Below are 23,786 nucleotides of genomic sequence, written 5' to 3' on the forward strand. Positions count from 1 at the left end.
ATCTCGCCACGCGCCGCGTCGGACCCCGGCGATGTCGATGATGCAAGCTCCCCATTCCCCTGATTTCACGCGCCGGCGCTGGCTGCAGGCCGGTGCCGCGGCCGCCGCGCTGGGCGCCTTGCCGCGCGGGCAGGCACAGCCGTCCGCCACCCGCCGCGCCAGGCTGGTGCTGTCCGGCCCGTTTGCCCTGGTGTCCTACCCGCTCATGCGCATCGCAGACAGCGGCGCGCTGAAGGACGTGGCCGAGCAAGTCGAGTTCAGCACCTGGAAGAGTCCCGACCAGCTGCGCGCGCTGGCGATCCAGCCTTCGGCCGACCTGATGGCCATGCCCAGCAACGTCGCGGCCAACCTGTACAACCGCGGCGTGCCGCTCAAGCTGCTGGACATCACGACCTGGGGCCTGCTGTGGATGGTGTCGCGCGACCAGGGTTTGCGCACGCTGGCGGACTATCGCGGCAAGGAGGTGGTGATGCCGTTTCGCGGCGACATGCCCGACATCCTGTTTCGCCTGCTGGCCGAGCACGAGGGCCTGGTCATCGGCAAGGACATCACGCTGCGCTATGTCGCCTCGCCCATCGACGCCATGCAGCTGCTCATCACGCGCCGCGCCAACCACGCGCTGCTGGCCGAGCCGGCGGTGTCGATGGGGCTGCGCAAGACGCACTCGTTTCCGATCGAGGTGATCGCGCCCGCGCTCTACCGCAGCGTCGATCTGCAGCAGGAATGGGGCCGCCTGCTGAAGCGGCCGCCGCGCATTCCGCAGGCCGGCATCGTCGCGCTGCAGCACGTGCAGGGCGACGGCGCGCTGCTGGCGCGCTTCGAGCAGGAGCACGCCAGGGCGCTGGCCTGGTGCCAGGCCAACCCCGAGGCCTGCGGCGAGATGGCGGCGCGCCACGTCGACATGCTGACGCCCGACGGCGTGGCCGACGCCATCCACGCCACCCGCTCGACCATGCAGTGGGTGGACGCCGCCGCCGCGCGCCCCGAGCTGGAGTTCTTCTACCAGCAGCTGCTCGATCGGCAACCCGGCCTGGTGGGCGGCAAGCTGCCGGCCAGCGCGTTCTACGGCTAGCCGATGGCCTGGCCGCAACGCGGGCTGACCGGCCTGGCGCGCTACCTGTGGGGCGGTTGGGGCGCCATCGCCAGCCTGTTGATGGGGGTGGCATTGTGGGAGGCGCTGGCCGCCGTCTACGGGCCGCTGGTGCTGCCCACGCCGCTGCAGACGGCGCGCACGCTCGGCGGCTGGATGGCGCACGGCGGCGCCTTGTGGCCCACGTTGGCCATCACCGCGCGGCGCGCCTTCGTGGGGCTGGCGCTGGCGGTGGCGGCCGGCAGCGCGCTGGGCCTGGCCGCCGGCGTGTCGATGACGGCCTCGATGCTGGCGCGCCCCTGGGTCACGGTGCTGCTGGGCACGCCGCCCATCGCCTGGCTGGTGCTGGCCATGCTGTGGTTCGGCACCGGCGACGGCACGCCGGTGTTCACCGTCTTCGTCGCCTGCTTTCCCATCGTCTTCGTCGGCGGCATGCAGGGCGCGCGCACGCTGGAGCGCCACTGGCGCGATCTGGCGTGCGCCTACCGGCTGCCCTGGCGCATGCGCGTGCTCGACGTCTATGTGCCGCACGTCGTCTCCTACCTGTTTCCGGCCTGGATCGTGGCACTGGGCATCAGCTGGAAGGTGGTGGTGATGGCCGAGCTGCTGTCGTCGGACAGCGGCGTCGGCGCCATGCTGGCCACCAGCCGCGCGCAGCTCGACATGCCGGCCACGCTGGCCTGGATCGGTGCGGTGGTGCTGATCCTGCTGGCACTTGAATATTTGCTGCTGGAGCCCATCCAGCGCGAGATCGAGCGCTGGCGCGAGCCCGGCGGCGTGAGCGCGGGGCCGGCATGACCGCCGGTTTGCAGGTTCAGGGCCTGTCCCACGCCTTCGGCCCGCGCGCGGTGCTGGAGCACATCGACCTGACGCTGCCCGCCGGCCGCACGCTGGCGCTGGTGGGGCCCTCGGGCAGCGGCAAGAGCACGCTGTTGCACCTGTGCGCCGGGCTGCTGACGGTGCGCGAGGGCCGCATTGCCAACGGCTTTGCGTGCACGGCCATGCTGTTTCAGCAGCCCCAGCTGTTGCCCTGGAAGAGCGTGCTGGACAACATCGCCCTGGGCCTGAAGGCGCGCGGCGTGGCGCGGGCCGCGCGCCAGGCCGCCGCGCGCGCCATGGGCCGGGCCATGGGCCTGGACGAGCTGGCGCTGGCGCAGTTTCCGCCCCAGCTGTCGGGCGGCATGCAAAGCCGCGCCGCGTTGGCGCGCGCGTTGGTGCTGCAGCCCGACCTGCTGCTGCTGGACGAGCCCTTTTCGGCGCTGGACATCGGCATGCGGCAGCAGATGCATCGCCTGCTGCTGGCCGAGCAGGCGCGCCGCCCGCTGGCCGTGCTGATGATCACGCACGACGTGATGGAGGCCGTGGCCCTGGCCGACACCGTGCTGGTGCTGGCCGGCGCACCGGCCCGCCTGCGCTGGCGGCTCGATCTGCCCGTGCCAGCCGGCCACCGCGACGACGCCTGGGTGCACCGGCAGACCGCTCGGTTGCTGGCGCAGGGCGCGGTGCGCCGGGCCTTCGATCTGCCGCCGCTGCTGGCGCCGGCGCCGTTGCCGACGGAGCCCGGCTTCGATCAGGACCTGGCCGCGGGTCGGGCCGTGGCGCCGGTGCAGCGCGCGCCGCGCGACGGCTGCGAGGTGCTGCTGTGAGCGCGGCGCGAGCGGTGCCTTGGTCGCCGGCGCACCCACTGTGGCTGTGCCCGTTTCGGCCCTTCTTCATGCTCGCGCTGGTCGCCGGCTGGGCGCTGATGGGCCTGTGGGGCGGCTTCTTGCTGCTGGGTTGGCCGCTGCCGGCGGTGCCGGGCGGCCCCTTCGTGTGGCACGCGCACGAGCTGCTGCTGGGCTTTGCGCTGGCGGGCGCGGCGGGCTTCGTGCTGACCTCGGTGCCCGAGTTCACCCGCACGCCGGCCTTTGGCGCGCGCCCGGTGCGTGTGCTGGTGGGCCTGTGGCTGGCGGGGCGCCTGGGCTTTTGGTACAGCGGCTGGTGGCCGCTGGTCGGCCTGGCCGTGGCCGCGCTGGCGCAGCTGGGCCTGATCGGCGGCTTGATGGGGCTGCTGGCCCCGCGCCTGCTGCGCGACCCCGGGCGGCGCCACGTGGCCTTTCTGTGGGCGCTGGCGCTGCTGGCCTTCGTGGCAGCGGGCTTCTACGTCGATGCGCTGCGGGGCGTGGCGCCCACGCGCTGGCTGCACGCGCTGGTGGGCGTTTGGATGGGGCTGATCGTGATCGCCATGAGCCGCATCTCGATGAGCATCGTCAACGCCAGCATCGATGCGCAGGTGGCGGCCGACGGCCGCGCGCGCGAGCCCTACCTGGCGCGCCCGCCGCGGCGCAACCTGGCGCTGCTGGCCATCAGCGGGTACACGCTGGCCGAGTTCGCGCGGCCCGGTGGCCCCGTCAGCGCCTGGCTGGCCCTGGCCGCGGCGGCGGCGGCGCTGAACCTGCTGAACGACTGGCACGTGGGCCGCCCGTTGCTGCGGCGCTGGCCGCTGCTGCTGTATGTGGTGTATGTGCTGATGGCCCTGGGCTACGCGCTGACCGGCCTGGCCTTGCTGGGCGGTGGCTTCAGCCCCAACGCCGGGCTGCATGTGCTCACCACCGGCGTGCTGGGGCTGAACGTCTATCTGGTGATCGCCATTGCCGGCTACACCCACAGCGGGCTGGAAAAAAGCGGCCGCCCCTGGGTGCCCTGGGGCGCCGCGTTGCTGGTGGCCGCCGCATTGGCCCGCGCCAGCGCCTATGCGTTGGCGCCGGCCGCGTTGATGGGCGTGGCGGCGGCGCTGTGGTGCGCCGCCTTCGCGCTGCAAAGCATGCGCATGCTGCCGGTGTTCTGGCGCCCGCGCGCCGACGGGGGCGGCGGCTGCGACGGGCTGCCGCCGCCGCGACCGGCGCCCGCTTCGGCGCCGCGTCAGTCGACGTGCGCGCCCGAGGCCTTGACGACGGATTCGTAGCGCGCCCGCTCGCGTGCCATCAGTTGGCCGAAGGCTTCGGGCGTGGTGGGCACGGGCTCGGCCATCAGCAGGGCGTAGCGCTCGCGCGTGGCGGGGGTGCGCAGCGCCTCGGTGAAGGCGGCGTTCAAGCGGGCAATGACCTCGGGCGGCGTGCCGGCCGGGGCGACCAGGCCCCACCAGATGTCGATGGCAAAGCCCGGGATCGTCTGCGCGATGGTGGGCACGCCGGGCAGCAGGGGCGAGGGCTGGGCGGTGGTCACCGCCAGCGGCACGATCTTGCCCGCCTTGATGTTGGGCGCGGCCGTGGCCAGGTTGTCGATGTTGAAGTCGACCTGGCCGGCCAGCAGCGCCAGCTGCGCCGGGTTGCCCCCGTTGTAGGGAATGTGCACGGCGAAGATGCCCGCGCCCTGCTTGAACATCTCGCCCGCCAGGTGCCCGGCCGAGCCGTTGCCGCCCGAGCCGTAGTTGAGCTTGCCGGGGTTCTTCTTGGCGTAGGCGATCAGCTCGGCCAGCGTCTTGATGTTCAGGCGTTTGGCGGTGTCGGCGTTCATCACCAGCACGTTGGGCACGCGCACCATCTGCGTGATGGGCGCGAAGTCCTTGGCGGCATCGAACGGCATCTTGCTGAACAGCCAGGGGTTGATGGCGTGCGTGGCCACGGCGGCGATGCCGATCGTCAGGCCGTCGGGCGCCGCCTTGGCCACCAGGTCCGAGCCGATGTTGCCGCCCGCGCCCGGCTTGTTGTCGACGATGACCGTGCCCAGCTTGGCCTGCACCTGCTCGGCCAGAACGCGCGAGGTGATGTCCAGCGGCCCGCCGGGCGCGTAGGGCACGATCAGGCGAATGGGCTTGCTGCCTTGAGGGGCTTGGGCGAAGGCCGGCGCGGCGGCCAGCGCGAGGGTGGAGGAGAGCAGGGTGCGTCGTTTCATGGCGTCTGGGTGTTGTGGAAGCTTTGGGTGTGATGGGTCACTGGGATTTTTGAACGCAGAGGGCGCAAAGGTTTCGCAGAGGACGCAGAAAAAACCATTTTGAATTTCTCTTTTGCGCCCTCTGCGAATTCTCTGCGCCCTCTGCGTTCGGCTGTTGGGGTCTGTGTGCGGCGTCAGGGCTGATGCACCTTGTCCGCCTCGCTGGTGAAGGCATCGGCGTAGAACTCGTACTCGGGCAGGCCGGCCTGTTGCACGAAGTCGCGCCGGGCCGAGTCGACCACGATGGGGGCGCCGCAGGCGTAGACCTGATGGCCCGACAGGTCGGGAAAATCCTGCAGCACGGCGCGGTGCACGAAGCCGCTGCGGCCTTGCCATTCGTCCTCGGGCAGCGCGTCGGACACCACGGGAACGTACTGGAGGTGCGGCAGCTCCAGCAGCTTGCCGCGCACCCAGGCGTCCATGTACAGGTCGCGCGGGCGGCGCCCGCCCCAGTACAGCACGGCCGGGCGCGTGATGCCCATGAACTGCATGTGCTCGATGATGGCCTTGATGGGCGCAAAGCCGGTGCCCGAGGCCAGGAAGACGATCGGCAGGGGGCTGTCGTCCTGCAGGCGAAAGCTGCCGTAGGGGCCTTCGATGCGCAAAATTTCTTTTGCCTTCATGGCGCCGAACACGTGGTCGGTGAATTTGCCGCCGGGCATGTGGCGCAGGTGCAGGTCGACCATGGGCACGCCGCTGGCCGTGAGCGTGTGCGGCGCGCCGGCCATGCTGTAGCTGCGGCGGCTGCCGTCGCGCAGGATGATCTCGATGTACTGGCCGGCGTGGTACTGGATGACATCGTTGGCCGGCAACTGCAGGCGCACGCGCATCACGTCGTGCGCCAGGCGCTCCAGCTCGGCCACGCGCGCAGGCATCTTCTTGATCGGGAACGCCCCCGCGTGCGTGACCTGGCGCGACTCCAGCACCACGTCGCTTTGCGCCACGCCGCAGCAGGTCAGCACGTAGCCGGCGGCTTCTTCCTCGGCGCTCAGGGCCTTGCTCTGGTGCGTGCCATGCTTGACGTGGCCCGAAATCTTCTTGCACTTGCACGAGCCGCAGGCGCCGTCCTTGCAGCCGTAGGGCAGGCCGATGCCCTGGCGGATGCCGGCCGTCAGCATCGGCTCGCCGGCGTCGGCCTCGAAGCTGCGGCCGCTGGGCTGCACGGTGATGGTGTAGGGCATGGGCTTGGGTATCCTTGCGCGATCCGCGTCGCGTCGTTCAACCGATTTTGCCCTCAAACCAAAGCCCTCTCGGCGCGCTGCCGGCGCGCTTTCGGCGCCCGCGCGTGCTGGTGGTCGGCTGCGGCGACGTCGGCACGCGAGTGGCCCGCCGGCTGCTGCCGCGCGTGCGCGTGCTGGCGCTGGTGCGCTCGGCCGCCAACGCGGCGCGCCTGCGCGCGCTCGGCGTCACGCCGCTGGCGGGCGACCTGGACGCCCCCGCCAGCCTGCAGCGCCTGGCCGGCCTGGCGCCGCGCGTGCTGCATCTGGCGCCGCCGCCCGGCGCGGCACCGCAGGACGCGCGCACCCGCGCGCTGCTGCGCGCGCTGGCGCGGCGCGGGGCGCCGCAGGCGCTGGTGTATGGCTCGACCACCGGCGTGTACGGCGACTGCGCCGGCGCCCTGGTGCACGAAACGCGGCCGATCCACCCGCAAACCATCCGCGCCCAGGCGCGCGCCGCGGCCGAAGCGGAGGTGCGGGGCTTCGGCCGCGCCGTCGGCGCGCGCGTCGGCATCCTGCGCATTCCCGGCATCTACGCGCCCGATCGCGCGGGCGGCGCGCGCGAACGCCTGCTCAAGGGCACGCCGGTGCTGGCGGCGGCCGACGACGTCTACACCGGCCACATCCACGCCGACGACCTGGCGCGCGCCTGCGTGCTGGCGCTGTGGCGCGGCCGGCCGCAGCGCGTCGTCAACGCGGGCGACGACAGCCGCCTCAAGATGGGCGAGTACTACGAGCTGGCGGCCGATCTGTATGGTCTGCCGCGTCCGCCGCGTGTGAACCGCGCGACGGCGAGCGACAGCCTGTCGCCCCTGATGCTGAGCTTCATGGGCGAGTCCCGCCGCATCGACAACACGCGCCTCAAGCGCGAGCTGCGCCTGCGCCTGCGCTACCCGGGGCCGGACACCGGATTGCTATCATAAGCAGAGCTGCTTGCGCAGATGGATCGGGCGCTGCAGGCCGATTTGGCTTGAAATTGGATCTCCACTCACGCTGTCCCGCACGCATCCGCGTTTGACTTGACGCAGAGGCCCGGCGCCCTACAGTGCCGTCATGGACTTCGCCCTTTCCCCGCGCGCGCAGGCGCTGCAGTCGCAACTGCAGCGCTTCATGCAGGACCTGGTGCTGCCTTCGCACCGCGACTGGCGCCGCTGGGCCGAGGCCGGCATTTATCCGCTGGACGTGATCGAGCCGCTGAAGGCCCAGGCCCACGCCGCCGGGCTGTGGAACCTGTTTTTGCCCGAGCTGCAGGACGACGAGCCCGGCACCCGATTGAGCAACCTGGACTACGCGCCGCTGGCCGAGGCGATGGGCCGCGTGCCCTGGGCCAGCGAGGTGTTCAACTGCAGCGCGCCCGACACCGGCAACATCGAGCTGCTGCACCGCTTTGCCACGCCGGCGCAGCGCGCGCGCTGGCTCGATCCGCTGCTGCAGGGGAGCATTCGCTCATGTTTTGCCATGAGCGAGCCGGACGTGGCCTCGTCCGACCCGACCAACCTGGGCACGCGCATCGCCCGCGACGGCGATGGCTATGTGTTGAACGGCCGCAAGTGGTTCACCACCGGCGCGGCGCATCCCCACTGCCGCCTGGCGATCGTGATGGGCGTGTCGGACGCCGCGCCCGATGCGCCCGCGCACCGGCGCCACAGCCTGCTGCTGGTGCCCATGGACGCGCCGGGCGTGCAGGTGGTGCGCAACATCCCGGTGATGCAGCACCAGGCCATCGAGGGGCATTGCGAGATCGTGTTCCAGGGCGTGCGCGTGCCGGCCGACCAGCTGCTGGGCGCCGAGGGCGAGGGCTTTGCCATGGCGCAGGCGCGCCTGGGGCCGGGGCGCGTGCACCACGCCATGCGCACCATCGGCCAGTGCGAGCTGGCGCTCGAATTGATGGCCGAGCGTGCGCTGGAGCGCATGGCCTTCGGCCGGCATCTGTCGGACTTCGCCAACGTGCAGGACTGGATCGCCTGGAGCCGCGTCGAGATCGACCAGGCGCGCCTGCTGGTGCTGCACGCGGCCTGGCGCATGGACGTGCAGGGCAACGCCGCCGCGCGCGTCGACGTCTCGGCCATCAAGCTGGTGGCCGCGCAGCTGCAGACGCGCGTGCTCGACCGTGCCATGCAGGTGTTCGGCGCCGTCGGCCTGACGCCGGACACGCCGCTGGCCAGCCTGTGGAGCTGGGGCCGTGCGCTGCGCTTCATGGACGGGCCCGACGAGGTGCACCTGCGCGCCATCGCGCGCCAGGAGCTGGCCAACAGCCGCGCGCACCGCGGCGAGAACGTGCTGCACCTGCAGCGCTGGATGCCGCCCGACGGCGCGCTGGACGATGCGTGAGGCCACGCCGGCGCGCCGGGCGCTGCTATTCTTTGCCCTGATCGATCGGGCCACGCCGTGGCCCGCCTGCCGTTTCGGAGCCCGCCCATGACCCGTCCCTTCCAAGTTCTCGGCATCCAGCAAGTCGCCATCGGCGGGCTGGACAAGAAGCGCCTGCAGACCCTGTGGGTGGACATGCTGGGCCTGACGCCCACCGGCACCTTTCGCAGCGAGCGCGAAAACGTCGACGAGGACATCTGCGCCATGGGGCGCGGCGCGTTCAAGGTCGAGGTGGATTTGATGCAACCCTTCGATGCCGACAAGAAGCCGGCCGTGCACGCCACGCCGCTGAACCACGTGGGGCTGTGGATCGACGACCTGCCGCGGGCGGTCGAATGGCTGACGGCGCGCGGCGTGCGCTTTGCGCCGGGCGGCATCCGCAAGGGCGCGGCCGGCCACGACATCACGTTCTTGCACCCGCGCGCCAACGACGAGTTTCCGATTTCGGGCGAGGGCGTGCTGATCGAGCTGGTGCAGGCGCCGCCCGAGGTGATTGCCGCCCATGCGGCGCTGCCGCGCGATTGACTGCGTCGACGTGGTGCGGTTCCGACACCGAACGCCCCCACCGCTCGCAGGCGCTGGGGGCGTTGTCTTAAACTGATCGTTACACACAGACCGCCTCCAGGCGGCGCATGCGAATCAAGGAGACGGCTGATGCAAGCGACGGACACCAAGAACCCGGCCTACTACCACAAGGTGGTGGACTGCCAATGGGCCTGCCCGGCCCACACCCCCGTGCCCGAATACCTGCGCCTGATCGCGCAGGGGCGCTATGCCGATTCGTACATGATCAACTGGGTGTCCAACGTGTTTCCGGGCATCCTGGGGCGCACCTGCGACCGCCCCTGCGAGCCGGCCTGCCGGCGCGGGCGGGTGGAAGAGGCCAACGCCGCCAAGCCCGAGCCGGTGGCCATCTGCCGCCTCAAGCGCGTGGCCGCCGACCTGAAGGGCGACGTGGCGGCGCGCATGCCGCAGCCGGCGGCGCAGCCCAACGGCAAGCGCGTGGCCTGCATCGGCGCCGGGCCGGCCTCGCTCACGGTGGCGCGCGACCTGGCGCCGCTGGGCTACGCGGTGACGGTGTTCGACGCCGAGGCCAAGGCCGGCGGCTTCATGCACCAGCAAATTCCGCGCTTTCGCCTGCCCGAGAGCGTGATCGACGAGGAGACGGGCTACATCTTCGCCCTCGGACCGCAGTTCAAGCCCGGCCAGCGCATCGACTCGCTGCGGGCGCTGCTGGACGAGGGCTGGGACGCCGTCTTCGTCGGCAGCGGCGCGCCGCGCGGGCGCGACCTGGAGCTGCCTGGCCGGCAGGAAGCGGCGGCCCACATCCACATCGGTATCGACTGGCTGGCCTCGGTCTCGTTCGGTCACGTCACCTCGATCGGCAAGCGCGTCATCGTGCTGGGCGGCGGCAACACGGCGATGGACTGCTGTCGCTCGGCGCGCCGGCTGGGCGGCGAGGACGTCAAGGTCATCGTGCGCAGCGGCTTCGACGAGATGAAGGCCTCGCCGTGGGAGAAGGAAGACGCGCAGCACGAGGGCATTCCCATCATCAACATGCACGTGCCCAAGGCCTTCGTGCACGAGGGCGGCCGGCTGACCGGCATGAGCTTCGAGATCGTGCGCGCCGAGCGCGACGCCAAGGGGCGGCGCCAGCTGGTGCCCACGGGCGAGCCCGAGGTGTTCTTCGAATGCGACGAGGTGCTGATCGCCGTCGGCCAGGAAAACGCCTTTCCATGGATCGAGCGCGACGTCGGCGTCGCCTTTGGCGAATGGGGCATGCCGGTGGTCGATCCAAGCACGTTCCAGTCGAGCCTGCCGCGGGTGTTCTTCGGCGGCGACGCGGCCTTCGGGCCCAAGAACATCATCACCGCGGTGGCGCACGGCCACGAGGCCGCGGTGTCGATCGACCGCTATCTCAACGACCGGCCGGTGAGCGAGCGCCCGCCACCCTTCACCAACCTGGTGTCGGAGAAGATGGGCATCCACGAGTGGGCCTACGACAACGACCCCAGCAACGACCAGCGCTACAAGGTGCCGTGGGCGCAGGCCGAGCAGGCGCTGAGCAGCATCCGGGTCGAGGTGGAGCTGGGCTTCGACGCGCGCACCGCCTTCAAGGAGGCCTCGCGCTGCCTCAACTGCGACGTGCAGACGGTGTTCAGCGCCAACCTGTGCATCGAGTGCGATGCCTGCGTCGACATCTGCCCGATGGACTGCATCACCTTCACCGGCAACGGCGACGAGGCCGAGCTGCGCGGCCGGCTGAGCGCGCCGGCGCTGAACCTGACGCAGGACCTGCTGGTGTCGCCGCCGGTGCAGACCGGCCGCGTGATGGTCAAGGACGAGGACGTGTGCCTGCACTGCGGCCTGTGCGCCGAGCGCTGCCCGACCGGCGCGTGGGACATGCAGCGGTGGTTCCTGTCCATGACCAAGGCGGGCGGTGCCTCGCACACCATCGGCGCCAATGGCAAGGGAGCTCGTCCATGAATCAGATCGCGGCGGTCAACGACTTCGTCATCAAGTTCGCCAACGTCAACGGCTCGGGCTCGGCCAGCGCCAACGAGCTGTTCGCCAAGGCCATCCTGCGCATGGGCGTGCCGGTCAGCCCGCGCAACATCTTTCCCAGCAACATCCAGGGCCTGCCCACCTGGTACGAGGTGCGCGTCAGCGCCAAGGGCTACCTGGGCCGGCGTGGCGGCATCGACATGATGGTGGCCATGAACCCGCAGACCTGGGCCGCCGACGTGGAGGAGATCGAGCCCGGCGGCTACCTGCTGTACGACAGCACGCGCGTGCGTCCGCGCGAGGAGCTGCGCGACGACATCGGCGTCATCGGCATTCCGCTCACCGAGATCTGCAACGCCGTCTACAGCGACCCGCGCCAGCGCCAGCTGTTCAAGAACATCATGGCGCTGGGCGCGCTGTCGATGCTGCTGGACATCGACGCCGCCGTGATCGAGCAGCTGCTGGGCGAGCAGTTCAAGGGCAAGGACAAGCTGGTGGCCGCCAACGTGCAGGCGCTGAACCTGGGGCGCGACTTCACGCGCGAAAACCTGGCGCACCCGCTGCCCATTCGCGTCGAGCGCTCGCACCGCGTGGGCCAGCGCATCTTCATCGACGGCAACACCGCCGCCGGCCTGGGCGCGGTCTATGGCGGCGCCACGGTGTGCGCCTGGTACCCGATCACGCCCTCGACCTCGGTGGCCGAGGCCTTCATGAGCTACTGCGCCAAGTTCCGCGTCGACGACGAGGGGCGCCACAAGTACGCCATCGTGCAGGCCGAGGACGAGCTGGCCTCCATCGGCATGGTGGTGGGCGCGGGCTGGAACGGCGCGCGCGCCTTTACCGCCACCTCGGGGCCGGGCATCTCGCTGATGACCGAGTTCATCGGCCTGGCCTACTTCGCCGAAATTCCGGTCACCCTCATCAACGTGCAGCGCGGCGGGCCGTCCACCGGCATGCCCACGCGCACCCAGCAGGCCGACCTGCTGGCCTGCGCCTATGCCTCGCACGGCGACACCAAGCACGTGCTGCTGTTCCCCGAAGACCCCAGGGAGTGCTTCGAGCTCACCGCCACCGCGCTCGATTTGGCCGACCGCCTGCAGACGCCGGTGTTCGTCATGACCGACCTCGACATCGGCATGAACCAGCGCCTGTGCGAGCCGCTGGCCTGGGACGACGCGCGCCAGTTCGACCGCGGCAAGGTGATGACGGCCGAAGACCTGGAGACGCACGACTTCGGCCGCTACAAGGACGTGGACGGCGACGGCATTCCCTGGCGCACGCTGCCGGGCACGCACCCCACGCGCGGCAGCTTCTTCACGCGCGGCACCACGCGCGACCCCTACGCGCGCTACTCCGAGCGCGGGCCCGACTACGTCTACAACGTCGAGCGTCTGCTCAAAAAATTCGCCACCGCCGCCACCCTGGTGCCGCCGCCGCAGCCGCGGCCGGCGGCCAAGCGCACGCGGCTGGGCGTGATCTTCTTCGGCTCCACCAGCCCGGCCATGCACGAGGCGCTGGACGAACTGGGCAGCCAGGGCATCCACCTCAACGCGCTGCGGCTGCGCGCCTTTCCGTTCTCGCCCAGCGTGCGCGAGTTCATCGACGCGCACGAAACGGTGTTCGTGGTCGAGCAAAACCGCGACGCGCAGCTGCGCTCCATGCTGATCAACGAGCTGGAAATCCCGCCCGCCAAACTGCAGCGCGTGTTGCACTTCGACGGCACGCCGATCACCGCGCGCTTCATCACCCAATACATCACCGACCACGTGCACGAGGCGGTCGTGGCACCGCAGGAGATCAAGTCATGACCTACATCGCCAAGCCGCGCCTGCACCACCCCACGCTCACGCCCAACAAGGTGGGCTACACCCGGCGCGACTACGAGGGCAAGGTGTCCACCCTGTGCGCCGGCTGCGGGCACGACTCGATCTCGGCGGCCGTCGTGCAGGCCTGCTGGGAGCTGGACATCGAGCCGCACCGCGTGGCCAAGCTGTCGGGCATCGGCTGTTCGTCGAAGACGCCCGATTATTTTTTGGGCGCCAGCCACGGCTTCAACTCGGTGCACGGGCGCATGCCCAGCGTGGCCACCGGCGCCAACCTCGCCAACCGCGACCTGCTGTACCTGGGTGTGTCGGGCGACGGCGACTCGGCCTCCATCGGCCTGGGCCAGTTCGCGCACGCCATGCGGCGCAACGTCAACATGGTCTACATCGTCGAGAACAACGGCGTCTACGGCCTGACCAAGGGCCAGTTCTCGGCCACCGCCGACAAGGGCAGCAAGAGCAAGAAGGGCGTGGTCAACCAGGACAGCCCGGTCGACCTGGTCGGCCTGGCCATGCAGCTGGGCGCCAGCTTCGTCGCGCGCAGCTTCTCGGGCGACAAGGCGCAACTGGTGCCGCTCATCAAGGCCGCCATGGGCCACGGCGGCGCCGCCTTCATCGACGTCATCAGCCCCTGCGTCACCTTCAACAACCACGCCGGCAGCACGCGCAGCTACGACTGGGTGCGCGAGCACAACGAGGCCGTCAGCCGCATCGACCTGATCCTGGGCCGCCAGGAAATCACGGTGGACTACGCGCCCGGCGAGGTGATCGACGTCGAGCAGCACGACGGCACCACGCTGCGCCTGAAAAAGCTGCACACCGATTACGACCCCACCGACCGCGTGGCCGCCATGGCCTACATGCAGGGCCACGCCGCCAAGGGCGAGCTGGTCACCGGCCTGCTGTACCTGGAGGCCGAAGCGGGCGACCTGCACGCCGCCCAGCACACCAGCGCACGGCCGCTCAACAGCCTGGGCACGGCCGACCTGTGCCCGGGCGCGGCGGCGCTGGAGCGGCTGAACGCGAGCTGGCGCTGAAGCCTGGCCCGTCGGATCGAAACGACGCCAAACTCTGACTTGACAATGTTTGCATAGGCAAACAATAATCGCGGCCGCTCGATTCAGCCGAGGTCGAGCCGCCGCCATGTCGCCCCAATCCCCCTTGCCTGCCCAGCCGCCGCGCTACTACGTGGCCGAGCACGCGCGCGCCGAAAGCGGCCTGATCTACCTGCTGCGCCGCGCCCAGCTGGCGCTGGCGCAGCGCGTCAACGAGCAGATCGACCCCGGCAGCTCCACGCTGCCGCAGTGGTTGCCGCTGCACAAGGTGCACGCGGGCCACGCCGACACCGTGGCCGAGCTGGCGCGCGTGTGCACGGTGGATGCCGGCTCGATGACGCGCCTGCTCGACCGGCTGGAGAAAAAGGGCCTGTGCCGGCGCGTGCGCAGCCAGAGCGACCGCCGCGTGGTGCACATCCGGCTGACCCCGGCCGGCGCGGCCGTGGCCGAGCGCGTGCCGCGCATCCTGTGCGAGGTGTACAACGAGGCTCTGGCCGGCTTCACGCCGCAGGAATGGGCGCAGTTTCAGGCCCTGTTGGCTCGCCTCACCGAGGCCGCCCAGGCCCTGTCGGTCCACAAGGACGCATCATGACTTCTCATCGCACTGGCATGCTGGCCGCGGCGCTGGCGGCAGCCCTGTTGACGGCTTGCGCCAACCCCGGCGGCATCGCGCCCAGCGCCACCTTGCGTGACGCCGCCGCGCTGGGCCTGCCGACCACGGCGGCCAACGCCGACACTGCCTTGGCCCCGGCCGCCGACTGGTGGGCCCAGCTGGGCGACCCTCAGCTCGACCGCCTGGTGACCCAGGCGCTGCAGGACAACCCCAACCTGCGCGTGGCCAGCGCCCGCGTGGCCAAGGCCGACAGCGCCATCGCCGTGGTGCAGGCGGCCGACGGCCCGCAGGTCAACGGCACGCTGGGCCTCAATCGCCAGCGCTTCTCGGAAAACTACATCTACCCGCCGCCGCTGGGCGGCTCGGTGCAAAGCCTGGGCAACCTGCAGGCCCAGGGCAGCTGGGCGCTGGACTTTTTCGGCCGCAACGCCGGCCAACTGCAGGCCGCCATCGGCCAGGCGCGCGCCGCCCAGGCCGAACACGACGCCGCGCGCGTGCTGCTGGCCGCCAACGTGGTGCGCACCTACGTGCAGTGGGCGCGCCTGCAGGACCAGCACGCGCTGGCCGAGCGCGCGCTGGCGCAGCAGCAGCAGATGCTGCAGCTGGCGCGCGAGCGCACCCGCGCCGGCCTGGACAATGAGCTGGCGGTGCGCCAGAACGAAAGCAGCCGTGCCGACACGCGCACCCAGGTGGCCGCGCTGGAGCAGCAGCAGCAGGCCACCGGCCACGCGCTGGCGGCCCTGCTGGGCCAGCCGCGCCTGCCCGCCGGGCTGCAGCCGCCGCGCCTGGCGCAGCTGAAGGCGCTGGCCGTGCCGCACGAGCTCAGCGCCGACTGGCTGGGCCGGCGCGCCGACATTGCCGCCGCGCGCTGGCGCGTGCAGGCCGCGCAGGGTCAGGTGCAGGCCGCGCGCGCGCAGTTCTATCCCAACATCAACCTGGCCGGCTTCATCGGCCTGCAAAGCCTGGGCTTCGGCAACTTGCTGCGCTCGGGCAGTGCCGAGTGGGGCGTGGGCCCGGCGCTCAGCCTGCCGATCTTCGAAGGTGGGCGCCTGCGCGGCAACCTGCGCGGCCAGGTGGCCGACGAGGACGCCGCTATCGAAAGCTACAACGCCACCGTGATCGACGCCATGCGCGACGTGGCCGACCAGTCGCTGGCCGTGCAGGCCGTGGCGCGCCAGCAGGGCGAGCAGGCGCCCGCGCTGCAGGCAGCCGAGGCGGCGTGGACCATCGCGCGCCAGCGCTACGGCGCCGGCCTGGCCACGTACTTGAACGTGCTGGTGGCCGAAAACGCCGTGCTGGCGCAGCGCCGCCAGGCGGTCGACTTGAGCGCGCAGGCGCTGCTGGCGCAGGTGGGCCTGGCGCAGGCCATGGGCGGCGGCTGGCAGCCGGCCGCGCAGGCCCCCGAGGCCCAGGCATCCACAGCGGCCAGCAGCCACTGAACCAAAGGGAAGATTCGATGTCAGAACCCACGCAAGCCGGCGCCCCATCAGCGCCGAGCGCTCCTGAAAACAAAGCAATCCCGGCCGACGAGGAGGGCGGCGGCAACGGCCGGCGCAAGCGCGTGCTGCTGGGCCTGACGGCCGTGGTGCTGCTGTGCGGCCTGGCCTGGGGCGTGTACGACTGGCTGGTGCTGGCGCACTACGAGGACACCGACAACGCCTATGTGCAGGGCAACGTGGTGCAGATCACGCCGCAGATCGGCGGCACGGTGACGGCCATCTACGCCAACGAAACCGACCGCGTGCAGGCCGGCGCGCCACTGGTCAAGCTGGACGGCGCCGACGCCGAGCTGGCGCTGGCGCAGGCCGAGGCCGCGCTGGGCCAGACCGTGCGCCAGGTGCGCACGCTGTACGCCAACAACAGCGCGCTGGACGCCCAGGTGCGCCTGCGCGAGGCCGACGTGGCCAAGGCGCGCACCCAGCTGGCCACCGCCGAGCAGGACCTGGCGCGGCGCCAGGGCCTGGCTGGTGGCGGCGCGGTGTCGGGCGAGGAGCTGGCCCATGCGCGCGCCCAGGTCACCGCCGCCCAGAGCATGCTGAAAGCGGCGCAGGCCGGCGTCAGCGCGGCGCAGGAGCAGCTGGCCAGCAACCAGGCGTTGACCGACGGCACGCCGGTGGCGCAGCACCCCAGCGTGCTGGCGGCGGCCGCCAAGCTGCGCGAGGCCTGGCTGGCCGCGCACCGCACCGTGCTGCCGGCGCCGGTGTCGGGCTACGTCGGCAAGCGCACCGTGCAGCTGGGCCAGCGCGTGGCCGCCGGCACGCCGCTGCTGACCGTGGTGCCGCTGGAGCAGGTGTGGGTGGACGCCAACTTCAAGGAAAACCAGCTGCGCCGCATCCACATCGGGCAGCCGGTGCGCCTGACGGCCGATGCCTACGGCAGCAAGGTCGAGTTCGACGGCACCATCAGCGGCCTGGGCGTGTCCACCGGCGCGGCCTCGGCCCTGCTGCCGGCGCAAAACGCCACCGGCAACTGGATCAAGGTGGTGCAGCGCGTGCCGGTGCGCATCGCGCTCCAGCCCGAGCAGCTCAAGACGCACCCGCTGCGCGTGGGCCTGTCGATGCTGGCGCGCGTGGACGTGAGCGACCAGAGCGGCCCCGAGCTGACCGACGCCACGCGCGCCGAGCCGCGGGCCAAGACGGCGGTGTTCGCCGACGCGGGCCAGGGCGCCGAGCAGCGCGTGCAGCAGATCATCGCGCGCAACCTCGGCCGCGCGGCGGCCAAGGGTTCTTGATGAAATCGGCCGCTGGCGCCCGCCAGTCAAGCGCTACCAGCTATAAAAACAATATCAACCTGCCCGTCGGGCCCGTCGCATGAGCGCCGCTCACGTCACGCATCCGCCCTTGCAGGGCAGCGCCCGCGTGCTGGGCACGCTGGCGCTGTCGGCCGCCACGTTCATGAACGTGCTGGACTCGTCCATCGCCAACGTCTCGCTGCCGGCCATCGCGGGCGACCTGGGCGTGAGTCCGGTGCAAGGCACCTGGGTCATCACCAGTTTTGCCGTGGCCAACGCCATTGCCGTGCCGCTCACCGGCTGGCTGACGCAGCGCATGGGGCAGGTGCGCCTGTTCATGGCCAGCGTGCTCTTGTTCGTGCTCACGTCCTGGCTGTGCGGCATGGCGCCCAACATGACCATGCTGATCGTGTTTCGCGTGCTGCAGGGCTTCGTGGCGGGGCCGATGATTCCGCTGTCGCAGACCCTGCTGCTGTCCAGCTACCCGCCGCGCCAGGCCGGGCTGGCGCTGGCCATGTGGTCCATCACCACGCTGGTGGCGCCGGTCATGGGGCCGCTCCTGGGCGGCTGGATCACCGACAACATCAGCTGGCCCTGGATCTTCTACATCAACGTGCCGATCGGCCTGGTGGCGGCCGCCGTCACCTGGGCGATCTACCGCCAGCGCGAAACCCCCACGCTGCGCCTGCCGATCGACTACGTCGGCCTGGCGCTGCTGGTGCTGTGGGTGGGCGCGCTGCAGCTGATGCTGGACAAGGGCAAGGAGCTGGACTGGTTCGCCTCGCCGCAGATCGTCGCCTATGCCGTGGCGGCCGTGGTGGGCTTCGCGTTCTTCCTGGCCTGGGAGCTGACCGAGAAGCACCCGGTGGTCGATCTGTCGCTGTTTCGCGGCCGCAACTTCTGGTCGGGCGCGCTGACCACCGCCGTGGGCTACGGCGTGTTCATCGGCAACGTGGTGCTGCTGCCGCTGTGGCTGCAGCAGTACATGGGCTACACCGCCACCCAGGCCGGCATGGTGCTGGCGCCGGTGGGGCTGATGGCCATCGTGCTGTCGCCGGTGGTGGGCGTGACCATGCACCGGGTCGATCCGCGCCTTTACGTGACGGCCTCGTTCGTGGTGTTTTTCGGGGTGTTCTGGCTGCGCTCGCTGTTCACGGTGGAGACCGATTTCGTCACCATCATGATCCCGACCCTGATCCAGGGCATCGGCATGGCGGGCTTCTTCATTCCGCTGGTCACCATCACGCTGTCGGGCCTGCACCCCTCGCGCATTCCGGCGGCGGCGGGGCTGTCCAACTTCACGCGCATCACGGCCGGGGCGTTCGGCGTGTCGATCGCCACCACGGCCTGGGAAGACCGCGCCACCCTGCACCACGCGCAGCTGGCCGAGAGCATCAACAACGGCCGCCCGGTGGTCGAGCAGACCCTGCACCAGATGCAGGCCCTGGGCCTGGGCCACCAGCAGTCGCTGGGCCTGATCGACCGGCTGCTGACGCAGCAGGCCTTCATGATCTCCACGCAGGAAATCTTCTACCTGTCGGCGCTGCTGTTCCTGGCGCTGATCCCGCTGGTGTGGATCACGCGCCGCGTGCGCGGCAGCGCCACGGCCGAGGCCGGCGGCGCGCATTGAAGGGGCTCACCCCCGTTGCTCCACTCGCTGCGCGATGTTGCGGCATCCCCCCTCGAGGGGGCATCGCCAGTGGCCGGGGAAACCCCGGCCACGGCGATCACGGGTCTGGCCTGCTCCGCGGCCACCTGGCTCTTGGGCTTGGACGGCATTCGGGCGGGACGTCGCCCAATCGGTAACCGATCCGCGACCTACGGCCCCGGGCGTTGCTGGCGTGCCCGCGCCAGCGCGGCTTCGATCAGGGCGCGCTTGCGGTCGGGCGCGGCAGCGGGGGGCGTGCTGGCGTCGGCGTCGTCGATGGACTCCGGCACCACGACGGGCGCGCGCTGGCGTCGCTCCTGGGTGGCGGCGTAGCGCGCGCGGGCCGAGCGGGCCTGCTCGCTGGACCAGGCATCCCAGCCGCTGCGCGCGCCGGTGACGGCCTGCATGTGGATGCAGTCGACCGGGCAGGCGGGCACGCACAGCTCGCAGCCGGTGCAGTCGGCTTCGATCACGGTGTGCATGTGCTTGGGGCTGCCGACGATGCAGTCCACCGGGCAGGCGGCGATGCACAGGGTGCAGCCGATGCACCAGTCCTCGTCGATCCAGGCTACGCCACGCGGGCCTTCTTGCCCGTTGGCCGGGTCGAGCGGCTGGGCGGCCCGGCCGGTCAGCGCCGCCAGCCGTTGCACGCCCTCGGCGCCGCCGGGCGGGCACTGGTTGATGTCAGCCTGGCCTGCTGCGATGGCCTGCGCGTAGCCGGCGCAGTCCGGGTAGCCGCAGCGCGTGCACTGGGTTTGCGGCAGCGCGTCAAGCACGCGCGCGGCCAGGGTCTCGGTCGGGGTCACGTGGGCTCGGCGCGCGGGCGCCGCGCGGCTCAGGCGGCCTTCTGGGTTTCGCGCGCGCTCTTGGCGCTGCCGCGGGCCGCGCGGGCGTCCAGCTTGGTCACGCTGGCGCTGGGCACGCTGGCGGCGCCGGGCGGCAGCGGGTGGTCGGCAATGAAGCCCCTGACGCGCGGGTACACCTGCTGGCGCCAGCGGCGGCCGCTGAAGATGCCGTAGTGGCCGGCGCCCGGCACCTCGTAGTGGCGGCCGGGCTTGCGCTCGATGCCGGTGCACAGGTCGTGCGCGGCCTCGGTCTGGCCCGAGCCGGAGATGTCGTCGAGCTCGCCCTCGATGGTGAGCAGGGCGGTGCCGGTGATGTCCTGCGGGCGCACGCGTTCGATCTTGCCGGCGGGCGAGCGCACGTCCCAGGTGCCCTGCATCAGGCTGAAGTCCTGGAACACCGTCTTGATGGTCTCCAGGTAGTAGTCGGCGTCCATGTCGAGCACGGCGTTGTACTCGTCGTAGAACTTGCGGTGCGTCTCGGCGCTGGACTCGTCGCCGCGCACCAGGTCGCGGAAGAAGTCCCAGTGGCTGGTGGCGTGGCGATCGGGGTTCATGGCCACGAAGCCCGAGTGCTGCAGAAAGCCCGGGTACACGCGCCGGCCCGCGCCCGGGAAGTTGTGCGGCACGCGGTAGATGACGTTGTTCTCGAACCACGCGAAGCTGCGCTGCGTGGCCAGGTTGTTGACCTGGGTGGGCGAGCGGCGCGCGTCGATCGGGCCGCCCATCATGGTCATGGTGAGCGGCGTGGTTTCGCCGCGGCTGGCCATCAGCGAAATGGCGGCCAGCACCGGCACCGTGGGCTGGCACACGCTGATCACGTGGCAGTTGCCGTACTTGGACTGCAGGTGACGGATGAACTCCTGCACGTAGTTGATGTAGTCGTCGAGGTGGAACTCGCCCTCGGACAGCGGCACCAGGCGCGCGTTCTTCCAGTCGGTGATGTAGACCTTGTGGTCCTGCAGCATGGTGCGCACGGTGTCGCGCAGCAGGGTGGCGTGGTGGCCCGACAGCGGCGCCACGATCAGCACCGGCGGCTGTTCCTTGAGCTTGAGCAGGGTGGCCGGGTCGTCCGAGAAGCGCTTGAAGCGGCGCAGCTCGCAAAACGGCTTGTCGATCTCGATGCGCTCGTCGATGGCCACCTGAACGCCGTCGACCGGCACCTGGCGGATGCCGAACTCGGGCTTTTCGTAGTCCTTGCCCAGGCGGTGGAACAGCGCGTAGGACGCGGCCACGCGCTGCGACGCCGGCAGCTGACCAAAGGGCATGAGGGGGTTGCTGAACAACTTGGCCGTGGCGTCGGCGATTTCGGCAAAGGGTTCGATGAGCGCGCGCTGCGCCTCGTAGATGTGATAGAGCATGGCAGTCTGGGCCGACAAATTGTTGCATTGCAATATAGCGCAGCGCGAGGCGCTTTGCACTGGATCGGAGTGTCTAAAGCGACAGCGGCGGCGCGTTTTCGTGACGAAGGCAACAGGCGGGCGCCCCGGGGCGCCCGCTATCATCGGCGCCATGACGGGTGCGGGCATGCTTGGGGGCTGGCTGCTGGGCGCGGGGCGCGGCCTGCTGGGGGCGCTGGCGGGCTGGTGGCTGGTGCTGTTTACCGGCGCGCAGCTGATGGTGCTGGCTTTTTCGCCGTCCAGCTATCGCGCGCAGGCCGGCGCCGGCGTGCTGCGCGAGATCGAGCGCGCGGCGGCACCCGGCCTGCCGGGCTTCACGGTGCTGATGGCGCTGTTCAACGTGGTGGTGATCCGCATCGTGGTGGTCACGGCCTTTGCCTACGGCCTGGAGCCCTACGCCATGGATGCGGTGGTGCGCGTGCTGGTGCTGGAGCTGATCCCGCTGGTGGCGGCGCTGTACGTGGCGGTGGACTACAGCATTCCGGGCGGCTCGCAGCTGTTCAAGTGGCGCCGCGCGGGCGGTTTCGAGCGCCTGCGCGCGCAGGGGCAGGACCCGCTGGCGCGCGAGGTGCTGCCGCGCGTGCTGGGCGGGGTGCTGGCGGTGTCGCTGCTGGCGGCCGTCAGCTGCGTGATCTCGCTGCTGCTGACCTACGTCGCGGTCTACGGCTTCACGCTGGCGGCGCTGCCGCGCTACAACCGCGCGGTGGGGCACATCTTCAACCCCGCCGTGACGCTGATCTTCGGCCTCAAGACCGGGCTGTTCGCGCTCACGGTGGCGCTGCTGCCGGTGGCCAACGCCTTGCGCGACATCCCGCGCAAGCGCACGCGCACCAGCGTCGAGCTGCAGGGCCTGGTGCAGATGTTCGTGCTGATGCTGCTGATCGAGATGGCGGCGCTGGTCGGCAACTACTATTGAGCCCTGCGCCATGCCCACCGACGACGCCACGCCCACCCCCGACGCGACCGAGCTGCCGCTGTCCGACGCGCAGGCGCGCGCCGTGCGCTGGCGCGCGGTGCTGCTCTTGATCGCCATGGCGCTGCTGCTGGTGGGCAGCGCGCTGTACCTGATGTGGGCGCGCGGCGCCTTCGAGCAGACGCAGCCGCTGTACTTGAGCACCGACGACTCGGACGGCGTGGTGGTCGGCATGGACATGAGCTTTGCCGGCTTTCCGATCGGCCGCGTGCGCAGCATCGAGCTGGTGGGCAGCGGCACGGTGCGCATCCAGGTCGACGTGCCGGTGCGCGAGGCGCACTGGCTGCGCAGCTCCAGCGTGTTCACGCTGGAGCGCGGCGTGGTCGGCGCGGCGCGGCTGCGCGCCTTCACCGGCGTGCCCGACGACCCGCCGCTGCCGGCGGGCGCCGAGCGCATGGTGCTGCGCGGCGACGTGTCGGCCGAAATCCCCAAGATGATGTCCGACGTTCGCGATGTCTTGCAAAACGTGGCGCGGCTGACCGCCAGCGACGGCGCGCTGGGCCAGACCCTGGGCCAGCTGCAGACCTTCAGCGCGCGCCTGAACCAGGGCCAGGGCGGGCTGGTGGCGGCGCTCACCGGCAACGCCGCCGACGCCCAGCGCGTGGGCGAGCTGCTGACGCGCAGCAACCAGCTGCTGCAGCGGGTCGACGCGCTGGTGGCGCGCGCCGACCGCCAGGTGCTGGGTGATAAAGGCCTGCTGGCCGACAGCCACGAGGCCGTGCGCCAGCTGAACGGCCTGCTGCAGGAGGCGCGCCAGAGCGTGCAGAAGGTCGACGCCGTGCTGGCCGAGGTGCAGGGCGTGGCCGCCAACGCGCGCGGCGCCACCGACGGCCTGGGCGACTTGCGCGCCGACGTGGAAAGCAGCCTGCGCAAGATCGACGCGCTGATCGCCGAGCTGAACCGCAAGTGGCCCTTCGCGCCCAAGCAGCAAGAGGTGACGCTGCCATGACGCCGCCTCGCATGACTATTGTTTTGATAGCTGTTGGCGCTTTGTCCGCCTGCGCCAGCGGCCCGAAAGTGCCCGACTGGAGCCTCAGCGCCCTGGGCCACGTGCAGCGCTTTGCCGAGGCCTATCTGAGCGGCGACGCGCGGGTGGCGCCGCGCGAGTTCGAGCAGGCCCGCGCCGACACCGCGCGCACCGGCCGCCCCGACCTGGTGGCGCGCATCGAGCTGAACCGCTGCGCCGTGCAGGTGGCCAGCCTGGACTTTGCGCCCTGCACCGGCTTCGACGCGCTGGCCGGCGACGCCAGCGCGGCCGAGCGCGCTTACGCCCGCTACCTGGCCGGCCAGGCCGCGCCGGCCGACGCGCCCCAGCTGCCGCCGCAGCACCGCGCCGTGGCGGCCGGCGGCACCGACGTGGCGGCCATCGACGAGCCGCTGGCGCGCCTGATCGCCGCCGCCGTGCTGCTGCGCCAGGGCCGCGCCACGCCCGCCGTGGTCGGGCAGGCGGTGGACACCGCCTCCAGCCAGGGCTGGCGCCGCCCGCTGCTGGCCTGGCTGGGCGTGCAGCGCCAGCGCGCCGAGCAGGGCGGCGACGCGGCCGAGGCGGCGCGCATCGGGCGGCGCATGGATTTGGTGCAGTCGCCTGCGCGCCCCTGAGCGCGCTG

21 protein-coding genes are annotated in these 23,786 nt (G+C 71.1%); 17 read left to right on the top strand and 4 right to left on the bottom strand.

All coding sequences use genetic code 11. From position 1 onward, the window contains the following. Nucleotides 1–37 precede the first annotated feature (37 nt). The 4 genes from ACWHMB_RS04700 to ACWHMB_RS04715 are packed head-to-tail and all read left to right on the top strand — an operon-like array spanning nucleotide 38 to nucleotide 4,034. Nucleotides 38–1,072, top strand: a complete 1,035-nt coding sequence (locus tag ACWHMB_RS04700; RefSeq protein WP_447648455.1) for an ABC transporter substrate-binding protein — start codon at nucleotides 38–40, stop codon at nucleotides 1,070–1,072. Nucleotides 1,073–1,075: 3 nt separating this feature from the next. After that, on the top strand, nucleotides 1,076–1,888 hold the full coding sequence (locus ACWHMB_RS04705) for an ABC transporter permease (protein WP_377482701.1): 813 nt from the start codon (nucleotides 1,076–1,078) through the stop codon (nucleotides 1,886–1,888). Next, entirely contained in the window at nucleotides 1,885–2,736 is an 852-nt protein-coding gene (locus tag ACWHMB_RS04710; protein WP_377482703.1) for an ABC transporter ATP-binding protein, read from the top strand. The genes ACWHMB_RS04705 and ACWHMB_RS04710 overlap by 4 nt, the downstream gene beginning before the upstream one ends. Continuing rightward, complete coding sequence (locus ACWHMB_RS04715; RefSeq protein WP_377482706.1) at nucleotides 2,733–4,034, top strand: NnrS family protein; 1,302 nt, start codon at nucleotides 2,733–2,735, stop codon at nucleotides 4,032–4,034. Before ACWHMB_RS04710 ends, ACWHMB_RS04715 begins: the two co-directional genes overlap by 4 nt. Here ACWHMB_RS04715 and ACWHMB_RS04720 read toward each other — a convergent pair. Together ACWHMB_RS04720 and ACWHMB_RS04725 are read right to left on the bottom strand one after the other, a co-directional pair. Then, nucleotides 3,992–4,963 carry a Bug family tripartite tricarboxylate transporter substrate binding protein gene (locus ACWHMB_RS04720; RefSeq protein ID WP_377482708.1) on the bottom strand — a complete coding sequence of 324 codons (972 nt, stop codon included), beginning with the start codon at nucleotides 4,961–4,963 and terminating at the stop codon, nucleotides 3,992–3,994. The two genes, ACWHMB_RS04715 and ACWHMB_RS04720, sit on opposite strands and share 43 nt — an antisense overlap. Before the next feature lie 173 nt (nucleotides 4,964–5,136). Continuing rightward, a complete protein-coding gene (locus ACWHMB_RS04725; protein WP_377482711.1) occupies nucleotides 5,137–6,183 on the bottom strand; it encodes a CDP-6-deoxy-delta-3,4-glucoseen reductase in 1,047 nt (348 codons plus the stop codon). 47 nt (nucleotides 6,184–6,230) lie between these two features. On the opposite strand from ACWHMB_RS04725, the gene ACWHMB_RS04730 reads away from it, so the two are divergent. The 10 genes from ACWHMB_RS04730 to ACWHMB_RS04775 all read left to right on the top strand — a co-directional run bounded on the left by ACWHMB_RS04730 (nucleotide 6,231) and on the right by ACWHMB_RS04775 (nucleotide 18,946). Next, complete coding sequence (locus ACWHMB_RS04730) at nucleotides 6,231–7,142, top strand: NAD-dependent epimerase/dehydratase family protein (protein ID WP_447648456.1); 912 nt, start codon at nucleotides 6,231–6,233, stop codon at nucleotides 7,140–7,142. Between the two features lie 130 nt (nucleotides 7,143–7,272). Continuing rightward, nucleotides 7,273–8,550 (top strand): acyl-CoA dehydrogenase family protein, encoded by a 1,278-nt coding sequence (locus tag ACWHMB_RS04735; protein ID WP_377482715.1) that lies wholly within the window; start codon nucleotides 7,273–7,275, stop codon nucleotides 8,548–8,550. An 87-nt stretch (nucleotides 8,551–8,637) separates the two neighbouring features. Then, nucleotides 8,638–9,114, top strand: coding sequence for a VOC family protein (locus ACWHMB_RS04740; protein ID WP_293219791.1), 477 nt, complete (start codon nucleotides 8,638–8,640; stop codon nucleotides 9,112–9,114). Between the two features lie 129 nt (nucleotides 9,115–9,243). After that, entirely contained in the window at nucleotides 9,244–11,076 is a 1,833-nt protein-coding gene (locus ACWHMB_RS04745) for an FAD-dependent oxidoreductase (RefSeq protein WP_377482717.1), read from the top strand. Next, nucleotides 11,073–12,902 (top strand): 2-oxoacid:acceptor oxidoreductase subunit alpha, encoded by a 1,830-nt coding sequence (locus ACWHMB_RS04750; RefSeq protein ID WP_377482719.1) that lies wholly within the window; start codon nucleotides 11,073–11,075, stop codon nucleotides 12,900–12,902. Before ACWHMB_RS04745 ends, ACWHMB_RS04750 begins: the two co-directional genes overlap by 4 nt. Next, nucleotides 12,899–13,954: a 2-oxoacid:ferredoxin oxidoreductase subunit beta gene (locus ACWHMB_RS04755; protein ID WP_377482721.1), complete on the top strand. Its 1,056-nt coding sequence runs from the start codon at nucleotides 12,899–12,901 to the stop codon at nucleotides 13,952–13,954. Before ACWHMB_RS04750 ends, ACWHMB_RS04755 begins: the two co-directional genes overlap by 4 nt. Before the next feature lie 106 nt (nucleotides 13,955–14,060). After that, entirely contained in the window at nucleotides 14,061–14,564 is a 504-nt protein-coding gene (locus ACWHMB_RS04760) for a MarR family winged helix-turn-helix transcriptional regulator (RefSeq protein ID WP_377482723.1), read from the top strand. Beyond that, on the top strand, nucleotides 14,561–16,024 hold the full coding sequence (locus ACWHMB_RS04765; RefSeq protein WP_447648457.1) for an efflux transporter outer membrane subunit: 1,464 nt from the start codon (nucleotides 14,561–14,563) through the stop codon (nucleotides 16,022–16,024). The genes ACWHMB_RS04760 and ACWHMB_RS04765 overlap by 4 nt, the downstream gene beginning before the upstream one ends. Nucleotides 16,025–16,041: 17 nt before the next feature. After that, on the top strand, nucleotides 16,042–17,316 hold the full coding sequence (locus tag ACWHMB_RS04770) for an efflux RND transporter periplasmic adaptor subunit (RefSeq protein WP_447648458.1): 1,275 nt from the start codon (nucleotides 16,042–16,044) through the stop codon (nucleotides 17,314–17,316). A 79-nt stretch (nucleotides 17,317–17,395) separates the two neighbouring features. Further along, entirely contained in the window at nucleotides 17,396–18,946 is a 1,551-nt protein-coding gene (locus ACWHMB_RS04775) for a DHA2 family efflux MFS transporter permease subunit (RefSeq protein ID WP_293223816.1), read from the top strand. Nucleotides 18,947–19,134: 188 nt separating this feature from the next. Here the strand turns inward: ACWHMB_RS04775 and ACWHMB_RS04780 are convergent, their stop codons facing one another. After that, nucleotides 19,135–19,770: an RnfABCDGE type electron transport complex subunit B gene (locus ACWHMB_RS04780; RefSeq protein ID WP_293223818.1), complete on the bottom strand. Its 636-nt coding sequence runs from the start codon at nucleotides 19,768–19,770 to the stop codon at nucleotides 19,135–19,137. A 29-nt stretch (nucleotides 19,771–19,799) separates the two neighbouring features. Beyond that, complete coding sequence (locus ACWHMB_RS04785) at nucleotides 19,800–21,167, bottom strand: polyhydroxyalkanoate depolymerase (protein ID WP_377482961.1); 1,368 nt, start codon at nucleotides 21,165–21,167, stop codon at nucleotides 19,800–19,802. A gap of 151 nt (nucleotides 21,168–21,318) precedes the next feature. Between ACWHMB_RS04785 and ACWHMB_RS04790 the strand changes: the two genes are divergently transcribed. From ACWHMB_RS04790 to ACWHMB_RS04800, 3 genes are read left to right on the top strand one after another with little or no spacing between them, the layout of a single operon-like run. Further along, nucleotides 21,319–22,122, top strand: coding sequence for an MlaE family ABC transporter permease (locus ACWHMB_RS04790; RefSeq protein ID WP_293223821.1), 804 nt, complete (start codon nucleotides 21,319–21,321; stop codon nucleotides 22,120–22,122). A 10-nt stretch (nucleotides 22,123–22,132) separates the two neighbouring features. Continuing rightward, complete coding sequence (locus ACWHMB_RS04795; RefSeq protein WP_377482730.1) at nucleotides 22,133–23,128, top strand: MlaD family protein; 996 nt, start codon at nucleotides 22,133–22,135, stop codon at nucleotides 23,126–23,128. Beyond that, complete coding sequence (locus tag ACWHMB_RS04800; protein WP_377482732.1) at nucleotides 23,125–23,778, top strand: hypothetical protein; 654 nt, start codon at nucleotides 23,125–23,127, stop codon at nucleotides 23,776–23,778. The genes ACWHMB_RS04795 and ACWHMB_RS04800 overlap by 4 nt, the downstream gene beginning before the upstream one ends. The last annotated feature ends 8 nt before the right edge of the window (nucleotides 23,779–23,786 follow it).

It is taken from the genome of Ottowia pentelensis (assembly GCF_964341695.1).